Source organism: Microlunatus speluncae (assembly GCF_009299835.1).
Taxonomy (GTDB): domain Bacteria; phylum Actinomycetota; class Actinomycetes; order Propionibacteriales; family Propionibacteriaceae; genus Microlunatus; species Microlunatus speluncae.
This window is the reverse complement of record NZ_VKCZ01000001.1, coordinates 480,812-493,106: the sequence shown is the minus strand read 5'-3', so window position 1 is coordinate 493,106 and position 12,295 is coordinate 480,812. Positions and strand designations below refer to the sequence as shown.

Here is a 12,295-nt window from a genome sequence, read left to right as displayed (position 1 = left end):
TCTCGGTTCAGACAGCCGTGAGCCGGATCAGGGCGACGTGCTCCGGCCGAAGATCGGAGATGCGCAGCCCGGCACCGATCAGGGCCGTGCCCGGGATGGCGGGAAGATCATCGGCGAACCAGGGATCGCGGCCGCGACCGGCCGCCGCCGGATCGATCAGCACCGGCTCGATCCGGTAGCGCAGCTCGGGATCCAAGCCACGCAAGGGGATCCGGCCGATCGCCGACACCTCCGACCGACCCACCGCGGCGACCGCGAAGATCGCCCGGCGCCGGTCCGGAGCCACCACCCCATGGGCGTAGACGGACTCGTCGGCGAAGTCGACCCGGACCAGGTCGCCGCGCAGCAGCAACTCCCGCTCGGCCTTGTAGAACTCGATCCAGCCGCCGAGCTCGGTCAGCTCGGCCTCGGTCGCCTCGGCCAGATCCCACTCGATGCCGAGATGCCCGAACACCGCGGTGCCGGCCCGGAACGACAGGTCGTGCCGGCGCCCGGTGGTGTGCGACCGGCCCGAGGCGATGTGCGAGCCCATCAGTTCCGGCGGGACCAGCTGGGTGGTCCAGCGGTTCATCTGCTGCCGTTCCAGCGGATCGATGCAGTCCGACACCCAGACCCGGTCGGTCCGCTCCAGGATGCCGAGGTCGACCCGGGCCCCACCGGAGGAGCAGGACTCGATCTCCAACCCCGGATGGGCGGCCTTGAGTTCGTCGATCAAGCGATAGACGGCGTCGGTCTGCGCGTGCACGCCCGGCCGGCCCTCCGGCGAGGTGCCGGAGTCGATCAGGTCGCGGTTGTGGTCCCACTTGAGGTAGCCGATCGGATACTCGTCCAGGATCGCGCTGATCGCGTCCCGCAGATAGGCGTAGCACTCCGGGATGCCGAGGTTGATCACCTGCTGCTGCCGGTGCTCGACCGGCAGCCGGTCGCCGGTCGCCATCACCCATTCCGGGTGGGCCCGGGCGACGTCGGAGTCGAGGTTGATCATCTCCGGCTCGAACCAGAGACCGAACTCCATCCCGAGCTCCCGGACCCGGTTGATCAACGGGTGCAGACCGTCCGGCCACACGTCGGGCGAGACGGTCCAGTCGCCCAGCCCCGACTTGTCGTCACGCCGGCTGCCGAACCAGCCGTCGTCGAGCACGTACCGTTCGACGCCGAGCCGGGCCGCCCGCTCGGCCAGATCGATCAGCCGGTCGGCGTCATGATCGAAATAGACCGCCTCCCAGACGTTCAGGGTGACCGGCCGGTCCGCCGCCGGATGCCGGTCCCGGGACCGCAGGTAGCGATGGAAGCGGCGCGCCACCTGATCCAGGCCGACGCCGTGGCTGCCGTACAACCACGGGCTGGTGTAGCTCTCGCCGGACGCTAGCCGGACCTCGCCGGGCAGCAGCAACTCGCCGCCGCCGAGCACCTGCTCACCGGTCGCCAGCCGCTCCGCGTAGTGGGTGTGGTTGCCGCTCCAGGCCGTGTGCACCGCCCACAGCTCGCCGTCGGCGAAGCCGAAACCGGGCACGCCGGCGTGCAGCACCGTCGCCGCGTCCGCGCCGGTCCGGCCGCGCCGGCCCTCCCGCAGATGGGTGCCGACGATCAACTCGCGCCGCTGCGGCGTCCGCTCCTTGGCCCACCGGCCGGCGAAGTCGAGCAGCTCCCGGGCCCGTTCCGGCACCGGATAGGCCAGCACCAGATCATTCAGTTGGTACGACTCCGCGCCGGTGTTGATCACCTCGGCCCGGCTGCGGAGCAGACCGCCCGCGGTCAACTCGATCGTGATCGACAACTCCAGCTCCGCCACCGGATCCGCGGCCCGGACCTCGACCACGGCCCGGCCACCGATGATCACCCCGTCGGTGATCACGCCGTCGTCGGCGACGTCGCCGGTCACCGCGACGCTGCTGCTGGTGAACTTCGGCGACCAGGCGGTGCCCGCCCGGGAGCCGCTCAGCCCGGGCCGGCCGGTCCAGGTGGTCCAGTGCTCGGGCAGCAGGGCCGGGCCGGTCGGCACCCCTTGATCGGCGATCGGCCCGGGGGTGGCTCCGCTCGCCACCACCGCCGTCACATCGGCGGCCGACAACGCGCCCAGATCGCCACCCCAGTAGGCGATCGCGGGCAGTCGACCGGCGGTGCAGTCGATGATCACCGAGACACCCTCGGCGCGCAGGTGGATCAGGCAGTCGGTTCGTTCCGGCACGAGGTCTCCTCGGGTCGATCAGTGACAGTGCAGCCGCCGATCCCGACTCTACCCCGACTAACTTTCACCACGAAACTTTCTCCCGCCTGGCCCCGGAGCCGAGTTGTCAGAACTGAGTTGCCCTATGGCACAACTCAGTTCTGACAAGTCGGCGGTCAGTGGTCGATGGCGTCGCGGAGGCGCTGGGAGATGTCGGCCAGGACGTCGTCGACGGGCTGCTCGGCCAGCGACTTCATGAACGGCTCGACCTTGACCGGGCCGGTGTAACCGGCGGCGTGCACCGCGGCCATGAAGCCGGCCAGGTCGATCACGCCGGTCGCGCCGGGGAGGCGGCGGTCGAGATCCTGCTGCTCGTCGCGCTCCCGGTCGTCGCGGGCGTCGTTGATGTCGACCGACACGATGTCGGCGTCGGTCAGCCCGGCCAGGTCGGCCGCGGACTCACCGGCGGTGTACCAGTGGTAGGTGTCCAGGATCAGCCCGATGTTCGGGCGGCCGGCCTCGGCGATCAGCTCCCGGGCCTCGCCGATCGAGTGCAGGAACGGGAACCGTTCGGTGGACCAGAAGGTCTTCGGGCCGATGTATTCCAGGCCGAGCCGCAGCCCGGCGTCGGCCAGCAGCTCGCCGACCAGGTTGAGCCGGCTCGCGTGCAGGGCCCAGTTCCGGCGGTAGTTCAGGTCGTCGTGCATCGGCCGCAGCCAGGTGCCGACCGACGTGACGCCGGCCGCGGTGAGCAGTTCGAGGGTGGCGGGCAGGGTCTCCAGGGCGGCCCGGAACTCCCCGGCCGGGGCGGTCAGGGGCACCGGCAGCCCGGCGATGCCCCACTGCAGTCCGCGTTCGCGGACCGACGCTGCGTGCTCCGCGACGGCGGTCGGGCCGGCCAGGCCACGCAGGAAGCCGAGATCGGGATCGACGCCGCCGAAGCCGTGTTTCTCGGCCAGCTCGATCGCTGTGGGGTGGTCCAGGGACAGTCCGAGAGCGCCCGCGCTCAGGTTCGAGAACATGATCATCATCGTAGGCCGACGCCGCGCACGCCAGGCACGGCCCCGGGCCGACGTTCCACCCAGCGGGCCGACACGCAGCAGATTTTCGTTCCCGCCACCGACACCGACCACTTCGGCCACGCCCGACGTCGAGTGGACTCCTTGGCCACGATTCAAGCCGTTTCGGCTGGCCAAGGCGTCCACTCAGTGAGGGAGCCGGCACCGATCCGCGGCCGGACACTCAGCCAAGGTCCGAACCAACCCGCCCGCCCTTGGCGCGTCTTCACCAACCGCCTGACCGCACCCTGGTACGAGATCGCCCACCCACCTGATCCGGCCGGCGCGCACTTCCTCAGCCGTCGGGGGCCGGCTCGATCACCTCGGCCCTTCGACAGGCTCAGGGGCCGAAGTCTCAGCCCGGCTACCGACTCAGGGAACGACCGCTCACTCGCCGTGGTCGATCCCCTGTGGCAGCCGATCGGGGTCCCAGCCGAGCTCGGTCACGGCGGTGGTGAAGGCGTACCGGTCGGTCATCCCGGCGACATAGGTGACCGCGGCGCGGACGGTGGTGTCGGTGCCGGCGTCGTCGTCCGGCGGTTCCGGCATCGCCTCCGGGTGCGCCGCGTAGTGCTCGACCAGGGCATGCAGGACGGCGATCACCGAGGTCGACTGCTCGAGCGAGGCCGGCCGGACGTAGATCCGCTCGTAGTTGAAGTTGCGCAGCTCGGCCAGAGCCTCGGCGACGTCGGGTTCCATCCCGACGGTGCCGTACCGACCGATCGTGTCGGCGACGGCGCGGATGAAGGTCCCCAACTGCTCCCGCCGGGTCCGGCCGGCGAGCTCGGCGACCCGCCGCGGGACGTCGTCCAGGGTCACGATCCCGGCGTGCACGGCGTCCTCGAGATCGTGGGCGCAGTAGGCGATCCGGTCCGCCCAGCTGACGATCTCACCCTCGATCGTGCTCGGCGCCGGCCGCGACCAGGAGTGGTTGCGGATCCCGTCCAGCGTCTCGGCACAGAGGTTGAGGCCGGACAGCACGACGTCGGAGCCCCACGGGCCGTGGTCGTAGCCCTCCGGGATGAACGCGTCGAAGGCGTCCTCGCTGGCGTGCCCGCCCGGCCCGTGGCCACAGTCGTGACCCAGCGCGATCGCGTCGGCCAGGGTGACGTTGACGCCCGCCGACCGGGCGATCGAGGTGGCGACCTGCGCGACCTCGATGGCGTGGGTCAGCCGGGTCCGCTGGTGATCGGTCGGGTGCACCACGACCTGGGTCTTGCCCGCCAGCCGGCGAAACGCGGCCGAGTGCACGATCCGGTCCCGGTCCCGTTCGAAGCAGGTACGTTCCGGGTCCGGCTCCTCCGGGCGGGCCCGGTGCCCGGCGCCGCCGGACTGGGTCGCACCCGGCCGGAGCAACAGCCGCTCCCGTTCCTCTCGGACCTCGCGGGTGATCAACGGCGCCGGTTCGACCCTCAGCGTCGAGTCCCGATGGGCCCGGACGACGCCGCCATGATCATGGCCGGCCATCGTCTCGGCCCACGCGCGAGCGCGCGCGGTGATCTCTGAGTCACTCACCCGCCGAGCGTAACGAGTACGGTGCGGGGCGACGTGAGCCGGCCGACCGCGGCCGCGTCGATCACTGCGCAGGCCCTTGGGCAAGAGGCGATCACCCGGTCAGGAACCGGTGACGTAGGCGCCGGCCCGGATCGCCGCGAGCGCGGCCGCGACGGCCTGGTCGACGGCGTGCCGGTCCAGCCGCTGATCACTGAGCAGCAGCCGGTAGTACAACGGCGCCGAGACCGCGGCGATCGCCGTCACCGGGTCGGTGCCGGGCGGTGCCTCGCCGCGACTCACGGCCTCGACCACGCACGGCGCCCATTCGACCAGCCGGGCCCGATAGAACCGGTGCAGGGCCGCGGCAGAGTCGGCATCCGCTGCGGCGGCGCCGATCACCGCTCGGAAGATCGGCCCCTGCCGCCGGCTGTTCAACGTGCGCTGGACCAGCCGGGCGTTCGCCCGCAAATCAGATTCGAGCGCTCCGGTCCGGGCCCGCGGCTCGGACCGCTCGGCCATGTCCGCGAGCAGGTCGGTGATCAATCCCGCCGGAGTACGCCAGCGGCGATAGACCGTGGCCCGGCCGACGCCGGCCCGACGGGCGATGTCGGCGAGCTCGATCCCGGCCGAGCCGCGCTCGACGATCACGTCCTCGGTCGCTACCAGCACCGCCCGCCGGACCCGGGCCGTGCGGCCGCCGGGTCGGGTCATCGCCTGGTCTGTCGCCACCTTAATGAGACTCCTGGTTGTCCGGGCCGAGGCTTCGGTGAATTCTTTAACGAGACGATCGTACCAATTAGGAGAACGAGATGGAGTATCGCCAACTCGGCCGGTCCGGACTGACCGTGCCCGTGCTCGCCTTCGGCGCCGGCACCTTCGGCGGCCGCGGGCCCCTGTTCAGCGGCTGGGGCAACACCCAGGTGGCCGAGGCGCGGGAGTTGATCAGCATCGCCGTCGATGCCGGTGCGACCATGATCGACACCGCCGACGTCTATTCCGACGGAGCCTCGGAGGAGATCCTCGGGGCGGCCATCCGCGGCCGCCGGGATCAGTTGTTGATCTCCACCAAGGCTGCCTTACCGACCGGCTCCGCACCGGCCGACGCCGGGACCTCCCGGTCCCGGTTGATCACCGCGGTTGAGGCGGCGCTGCGCCGGCTCGGCACCGACCGGATCGACCTGTTCCAGCTGCACGCCTTCGACGCGGCGACCCCGGTGGAGGAGACGCTGGGCACGCTCGACCGGCTCGTCCAGGACGGCAAGCTCCGCTATGTCGGCGCCTCCAACTTCGCCGGCTGGCAGCTGATGAAGTCGCTCGGCGCCAGTGATGATCATGGCTGGTCGCGCTATGTCGCGCACCAGGTCTACTACTCGCTGGTCGGCCGGGACTACGAGGCCGAGCTGATGCCGCTCGGCCTCGACCAGGGGGTCGGCGCGGTGGTCTGGAGCCCGCTGGCCTGGGGCCGGCTGACCGGCCGGATCCGGCGGGACCAGCCGATTCCGCCCAGCAGCCGGCTGCACACCACCGCCGAGTTCGGGCCGCCGGTCGACGACGAACTGCTCTACTCGGTGGTCGACACCCTGCTCGAGATCGCCGACCAGACCGTCCGCACGGTGCCGCAGATCGCCCTGAACTGGTTGATCAACCGGCCGACCGTGGCCTCGGTGATCATCGGCGCGCGAGACGCCGAGCAGTTGCGGCAGAACCTCGGCGCGACCGGCTGGCGGCTCGACCCGGAGCACGTCCGGAGACTCGACGCGGTCAGCTACCGGCTGCCCCCGTATCCGCACTTCCCGTACCACCGCCAGGAGGGATTCGCCCGACTCGCTCCGCCGCTCTTCCCCGATCCGCAGGCCGCAGCCTGACCCGAGCGCTCTGACCCGAGCGCCCGGCCTCACCGGGAGTCGGCCAGGCCCAGCACGCGCAGGGCCGACCGGGCCTGCTCCCGGGACTGCCGCGGCGTCGGCGCCGGGCTCAGCCCGAGCAGCCGCTGCCGGTGCCGCTCACCGAGCAGCAGCGTGAACAGCGATCGAGCCAGGGTCAGGTCCGGCTCCGGCAGCCGGACCCGCAGCGCGGCGATGTAGGCGGCAGGGCCATCGCTGTAGAAGCGGGCGGCCAGGCCGTCGAAGGCGTGCGCCTCGGTGATCATCAGCCGATGCAGCCCGATCCCCTGATCGGAATGCAGGGCCTCGACGATCCGGACGGCCAGCTGTTCCAGCGAGTCGTCCGGACCGCCGGCCAGGTCGATGGTCCGCAGCCGGAGCCGCTCGACCGCGGCGACGAAGATCTCCGAGCGATCACCGAAGTAGGCATAGATGGTCCGCTTGGTGACCCGGGCCGCGGCGGCGATGTCGTCCAGCGACACCCCCTGGAAGCCGCGCTCCACGAAGAGCCGGACGGCCGCGTCGAGGAGTTCGTCGCGGCGCCGCTCCCGTTCGGCACCGGTGGGCCGGCCCCGCTTCCTCGGTTCGGCCGGTTCCATGATCATCCGCTCTCCCTTCGATGGCCGAACCACCCGGCTCGAGCGCCATTCTATAAATGATACGATCAACGTGTCATTAAAGGAGAGGAGCTCGGGAATGTCGCGGACGGTCAAGACTCCGCGCCGCTCGTCGGGGGACCAGCACTCCGTCAGCGACGCGCAGCTGCTGGAGTTCTATCGCCGGATGGTGCTGATCCGGAGGTTCGAGGAGCGGGCGGCACGGGCGTACACCGAGGCCAAGATCGGCGGCTACTGCCATCTGAATCTCGGCGAGGAGGCCACGGTCGTCGCCCTGATGGCCGCTCTCGCGGGAACGGACTACGTGTTCGCGAACTACCGCGATCACGGCTACGCACTGGCCCGGGGCATCGAGCCCGGCCGGGTGATGGCCGAGCTGTACGGGCGTCGGGACGGCGTCTCGGGCGGCTGGGGTGGCTCGATGCATCTCTTCGATGCCGAGGCCCGCTTCATGGGTGGGTACGGCATCGTCGGCGGCCAGCTCCCGCTCGCGACCGGCGCGGCACTGGCGATCGACTATCGCGACGGGCCGGAGGCCGTGCTGTGCCTGCTCGGCGACGGCACCACCAACGTCGGCGCCTTCCACGAGTCGCTGAACCTGGCGGCCCTGTGGCGGCTGCCGATCGTCTACGTAGTGATCAACAACGGGCTCGGCATGGGCACCACGGTCGAGCAGGCCGCGGCCGAGCCGGAGCTGTACAAGCGGGCGGCGTCCTACCGGATGCCCGCGGCCCGGGTCGACGGCAACGATCCGGTCGCCGTGCACCGGGCGATCAGCACGGCGCTGACCAGCGCCCGATCCGGCCGGCCCTACCTGCTGGAGACCGTCTCGGGCCGGCTGAAGGGCCACTCGGTGGTGGATCCGGCCCGCTACCGGAGCCGGGCGGACGCCGCCGCGGTGCACGCGGCCGACCCGATCGAGACGTTTCGGCACCGGTTGCTCGCCCAGGGGGTGCTGACCGAACGGTCGGTCGGTGAGATCGATCTGGCGATCATGGAAACCGTTGCCGCGGCGGTCGCGGCGGCGGAGGCCAGCCCGGCCCCGGAGATCTCCACCCTGTTCGACCACACCTACGCCACGCCGGTCCCGAACGACTCCTGCCGGCTTCCCGGTCAGGCCCTCTTCCCTGCGGCACCGGTCCCCGGTCCGGCGGTCGTCGGAGCCGTCGGAGCCGTCGGAGCCGTCGGAGCCGTCGGAGCCGTCGGAGCCGTCGGATGAGCATGATCAGTTATCGGCAGGCGCTGCGCGACACGTTGCGGTCCGAGCTGATCCGGGATCCCGACGTCTTCCTGATCGGCGAGGAGATCGGGCAGTTCGAGGGCTCGTACAAGATCACCGCCGGGCTGTTGGACGAGTTCGGGCCGAAGCGGGTCCGGGACGCCCCGATCGCCGAGGAGGGTTCACCGGCGCCGCGATCGGCGCCGCGATGCTCGGGCTCCGGCCGGTGGTGGAGATCATGACGATCAACTTCTCGCTGCTGGCGTTGGATCAGATCGTCAACCACGCGGCCAAGATCTACGGCATGTTCGGCGGCCAGGCCCGGGTCCCGCTGGTGATCCGCACGCCGGGTGGCGGCGGCCAGCAACTCGGCGCGACCCACTCCCAGAACATCGAGCTGTACTACGCCTTCGTGCCCGGCCTGAAGGTGCTGGCGCCGAGCACGCCGGCCGACGCCAAGGCGATGCTGCTGGCGGCCATCCGGGACGACGATCCGGTGCTGCTGTTGGAGAATCTCGCGCTCTACAACACCGTGGGCGAGGTCCCCGACGACGACCTGCCGGCCGAGATCGGCCGGGCCGCCGTGACCCGGCCGGGAACGGAGATCACCGTGGTCGCCTACTCCCGGATGGCGACCGTCGCCCTGCAGGTCGCCGACACTCTCGCCCGGACCGAGGGGATCGACGTCGAGGTGATCGACCTGCGCAGCCTGCGCCCGCTGGACCGGGAAACGATCATCGCGTCGGTGCGAAAGACCAACTGTGCCGTGGTGCTGGAGGACGACTGGCTCACCTACGGGATCGGCGCGGAGATCGCCGCCACCATCTCCGACGGCGCATTCGACTGGCTCGACGCCCCGGTCCGCCGGGTCGCGATGGCCGAGGTGCCGCTGCCCTATGCGAAGTCCCTGGAGACCGCCGCCCTGCCGTCGGCGGCGGACGTGATCACCGCGATCACCGAAACCCTGAGCGCGGTCGGCCGGCGGCGAGAGGAACCCCGATCATGATCGACATCACCATGCCCCGGCTGTCCGACACCATGACCGAGGGCGTGATCTCCAGCTGGCACAAGGCGGTCGGCGATCCGGTCGCCGCCGGCGACGTGCTGGTCGAGATCGAGACCGACAAGGCCGTGATGGAGCACGAGGCGTACGAGCCCGGCACCCTGGCCGAGATCGTCGTGGCCGCCGGCGGCACCGCCCCGATCGGCGCCACGATCGCCCGGATCGACGAGGGACCGACCGACTCTCCGGCGCCGCTGGCAGCGACCGTGCCGCCGGCGCCCACCGAACCAGACCCGATCGGATCCACCACCCTTGACCGGCCCGCCGCACCCACAAGCCGGGCCGAGCGCCGGCCGGCCACGCCGCTGGTGCGTCGAATGGCCCGGGAGCGGGGCCTCGACCTGAGCCTGATCACCGGCTCCGGTCCGGGTGGCCGGATCGTCCGGGCGGATCTCGACCGGGAGACCACGGTTCCGCCGGAACCCACGTCGCCGGCCGATCCGGGCCGGGGCACCGGGAGCGGGGACGACCGGGACTCGACCCTCGTCCCGTTCGACCAGGTTCGACAGGCGATCGCGACCAGGCTGGTCCGGAGCGCGACCACGATCCCGCAGTTCACCGTCACGACGGTCACCGATGTCGAAGAGTTGCTGCAGTTGCGCGGCCGGGTCAACGCGGCGCTGGCCGGCGACCCGCGGGACGCGGTGACGGTGAATGATCTTGTCGTCCGTGGCTGCGCGCTGGCGTTGCGGGCCCATCCCGAGGTCAACGTCTCCTACGCCGACGACGGCCGGGGCGCGACCCTGCAGCACGGCCGGATCCACATCGGGATCGCGATCGCCGCGCCGAGCGGGCTGGTGGTCCCGGTGCTGCGGGACGCGGACCTGGCCTCGGCGACGACGATCGCCGCCCGGTCCCGCCGGTTCGCCGTGCTGGCCGCCGAGCGCGGGTTGGCGCCGGCCGACCTGGCCGACGGCACCTTCACCGTGAGCAATCTGGGCATGTTCGGAGTCGAGCAGTTCAGCGCGATCATCAATCCGCCCCAGGGCGCCATCCTGGCGGTCGGCTCGGCCCGGGCCGAGCCGGCCGCGATCGACGGGGAGGTGGTCGTCCGGCGGCGACTGCGCTGCACCCTGACCGCCGACCACCGGGTGATCGACGGCGCTCTCGCGGCCCGGTTCCTGACCACGCTGACCGGTCTGCTCGAGGAACCGCTCCGGCTCCTCGCCTGAGTGACGCCTGGATCCACCGATGATCTTGGAACTGTCGTGTTGCATCCCCTGTTCGGGCCGGCGAGCTGCCGCTTGGTTCGTTCCCCGAGCCTGTCGAAGGGCAAGCCAGGCCCTTGCGCGTCTCCTGGGGGTTTCGGCCTGTCGGTCGGAAAGACGCGCCAAGGGCGGGTGAGTTGGTGCGGTCGGACCGGAATCGCGGCCGGCCATCGGTCCGGTGCTGGGATGAGGGTGCACCCAGCGAGTGGTCACTATGGGCGCGGATCTTCGTCGGGGAGCTGACCAAACTGTCCACTCGACGCACACCGGCGGGCGATCTGGGTGATCGCGATTCCGCGAGCCGTGTCGAGCTCAGCGGTGGATCCGGGCTGAGTGATCGCGGGCCGGGCTCGCGCCGGTACGATCTCCGATCGGCCGGTCGGACGCTACAGTCGGCCGGTGCCGACCCCTGCCGCGGAGCCGACGCCGGGCCCGATCTTCGTGATCGCCGACACGACGTACCGGCTGGCCACGGCCGTCCTCGCCGCCAGCACCCTCGCTTTCCTGCTCGTCCTGGTGGCCGGTGTGCTCGCCGAGGAGGTGCTGCTCGACCTCGGCCCGCTCTGGCCGAGCTATCTGCTGGTCCGCGAGTTGATCGGCGTCACGATCCTCGGCGTGGTCGCCGGAGCGGCGGTGATCGGCCTGGCCCGGACCGCACGCCAAGTCGCCCTGGGCGCGCTGTTGATCAAGGCGAACCAGAAGCCGCGCGCCCGTCCGGCGCAGCCGGATCCGCGCGGCCCGATCGGCCGGTCACCGTTTGTGCCCGCGGCGCTGACCGCGTTCTGTGTGGTCCACGGGGCCATCGCGACCATCACCGTCCTGTCGGACCGGCCGGACACCGTGGCCGTTCGCTGGCCCCTGACCGGTTTGCTGGTGGCGGCCGTGATCGCTGTGCCGCTGCTGGTGCTGGCCGCCATCCGCTGGCGGGCGAAATCGGCACCGCGACTGAAGGGCCAAATGGCGGCACCGGCGGCGACCCCACTGGTCGGCGCGGCCGTGGCGCGGCCGTCGGCCCGCCCGCGGTCGGTGCACTGGTTGCTGTGGCTCCATGCGGCCGGCCTGGCGATCTTCCTCGGTGCGATGTATCTCAGTCGGTCCGATCTCTTGCCCGAATGGTTGAGCTCAGGCGAGATCGACTCGGTGATCGAGATCGCGTTGCTGATCGGCAGCGGACTGGTCGTCGCTGCGGTGCTGTTCACCGTGATCACCCGGCTGATCCGGCCGATCCGCGAGTCACTCCTGCTCCGTCGGATGATCGCCGAGCCGCTGCCGCGGGGCCATGGCGTCCGGGACCGGGAGCTGGTCGGGGTCACCCCGGCAACCCGCGGGGCCGTGCTCGCCCTCGGCGCCGCCGTCTGGCTCGGTGAGCTGCTGATCGGGATCGGCCGGCTGGAGCACACCAGCGATCCACTGCTGGGGGCCTGGCGGCTCCAGTTGCCGGCCCTGTTCACCGGCTGGTGGGTGATCATGGTCGTGATCATCGCCGCGACCGCCGGCGCCGGCCTGGCCGACAGCCGATGGCGCAATCGCGCCCGCGGAGTCGAAGCCTGAGCCGGAGCCGATCAGCAGCGACAGGCCGAAGATGA

9 protein-coding genes and 1 pseudogene are annotated in these 12,295 nt (G+C 71.2%); 5 read left to right on the top strand and 5 right to left on the bottom strand.

The genetic code is table 11. From position 1 onward, the window contains the following. Window positions 1–7: 7 nt before the first annotated feature. The 4 genes from FNH24_RS02300 to FNH24_RS02285 form a co-directional block, all read right to left on the bottom strand. Window positions 8–2,188: an alpha-galactosidase gene (locus tag FNH24_RS02300; protein WP_152360488.1), complete on the bottom strand. Its 2,181-nt coding sequence runs from the start codon at window positions 2,186–2,188 to the stop codon at window positions 8–10. Window positions 2,189–2,343: 155 nt separating this feature from the next. Then, window positions 2,344–3,189, bottom strand: a complete 846-nt coding sequence (locus FNH24_RS02295) for a sugar phosphate isomerase/epimerase family protein (protein WP_152360487.1) — start codon at window positions 3,187–3,189, stop codon at window positions 2,344–2,346. 423 nt (window positions 3,190–3,612) lie between these two features. Beyond that, on the bottom strand, window positions 3,613–4,692 hold the full coding sequence (locus tag FNH24_RS02290) for an HD domain-containing protein (RefSeq protein ID WP_152360570.1): 1,080 nt from the start codon (window positions 4,690–4,692) through the stop codon (window positions 3,613–3,615). A 147-nt stretch (window positions 4,693–4,839) separates the two neighbouring features. Then, window positions 4,840–5,448: a TetR/AcrR family transcriptional regulator gene (locus FNH24_RS02285; RefSeq protein WP_246186710.1), complete on the bottom strand. Its 609-nt coding sequence runs from the start codon at window positions 5,446–5,448 to the stop codon at window positions 4,840–4,842. An 80-nt stretch (window positions 5,449–5,528) separates the two neighbouring features. Here FNH24_RS02285 and FNH24_RS02280 point away from each other — a divergent pair, with 80 nt between their 5' ends. After that, window positions 5,529–6,584, top strand: a complete 1,056-nt coding sequence (locus FNH24_RS02280; RefSeq protein WP_152360486.1) for an aldo/keto reductase — start codon at window positions 5,529–5,531, stop codon at window positions 6,582–6,584. A 29-nt stretch (window positions 6,585–6,613) separates the two neighbouring features. Here the strand turns inward: FNH24_RS02280 and FNH24_RS02275 are convergent, their stop codons facing one another. Continuing rightward, the gene (locus FNH24_RS02275) at window positions 6,614–7,207 is read right to left on the bottom strand and encodes a TetR/AcrR family transcriptional regulator (RefSeq protein WP_217427996.1); all 594 of its coding nucleotides are present in this window, start codon (window positions 7,205–7,207) and stop codon (window positions 6,614–6,616) included. Between the two features lie 91 nt (window positions 7,208–7,298). Here FNH24_RS02275 and pdhA point away from each other — a divergent pair, with 91 nt between their 5' ends. The 4 genes and pseudogenes from pdhA to FNH24_RS02255 all read left to right on the top strand — a co-directional run bounded on the left by pdhA (window position 7,299) and on the right by FNH24_RS02255 (window position 12,260). Continuing rightward, window positions 7,299–8,438, top strand: a complete 1,140-nt coding sequence (gene pdhA, locus FNH24_RS02270; RefSeq protein WP_152360485.1) for a pyruvate dehydrogenase (acetyl-transferring) E1 component subunit alpha — start codon at window positions 7,299–7,301, stop codon at window positions 8,436–8,438. Continuing rightward, window positions 8,435–9,444, top strand: a pseudogene (locus tag FNH24_RS02265) (alpha-ketoacid dehydrogenase subunit beta). Before pdhA ends, FNH24_RS02265 begins: the two are co-directional and overlap by 4 nt. Next, window positions 9,441–10,673, top strand: a complete 1,233-nt coding sequence (locus tag FNH24_RS02260; RefSeq protein ID WP_152360484.1) for a dihydrolipoamide acetyltransferase family protein — start codon at window positions 9,441–9,443, stop codon at window positions 10,671–10,673. Before FNH24_RS02265 ends, FNH24_RS02260 begins: the two are co-directional and overlap by 4 nt. A gap of 435 nt (window positions 10,674–11,108) precedes the next feature. Beyond that, on the top strand, window positions 11,109–12,260 hold the full coding sequence (locus tag FNH24_RS02255; protein WP_152360483.1) for a hypothetical protein: 1,152 nt from the start codon (window positions 11,109–11,111) through the stop codon (window positions 12,258–12,260). Window positions 12,261–12,295: the final 35 nt, after the last annotated feature.

What these genes read in the sequence shown, in the direction of transcription:
- FNH24_RS02295 (WP_152360487.1), bottom strand. Translation starts at nt 3,189, where the DNA reads ATGTTCTCGAACCTGAGCGCGGGCGCTCTCGGACTGTCCCTGGACCAC.
- FNH24_RS02290 (WP_152360570.1), bottom strand. Translation starts at nt 4,692, where the DNA reads ATGGCCGGCCATGATCATGGCGGCGTCGTCCGGGCCCATCGGGACTCG.
- FNH24_RS02280 (WP_152360486.1), top strand. Translation starts at nt 5,529, where the DNA reads ATGGAGTATCGCCAACTCGGCCGGTCCGGACTGACCGTGCCCGTGCTC.
- FNH24_RS02275 (WP_217427996.1), bottom strand. Translation starts at nt 7,207, where the DNA reads ATGATCATGGAACCGGCCGAACCGAGGAAGCGGGGCCGGCCCACCGGT.
- pdhA (WP_152360485.1), top strand. Translation starts at nt 7,299, where the DNA reads ATGTCGCGGACGGTCAAGACTCCGCGCCGCTCGTCGGGGGACCAGCAC.
- FNH24_RS02260 (WP_152360484.1), top strand. Translation starts at nt 9,441, where the DNA reads ATGATCGACATCACCATGCCCCGGCTGTCCGACACCATGACCGAGGGC.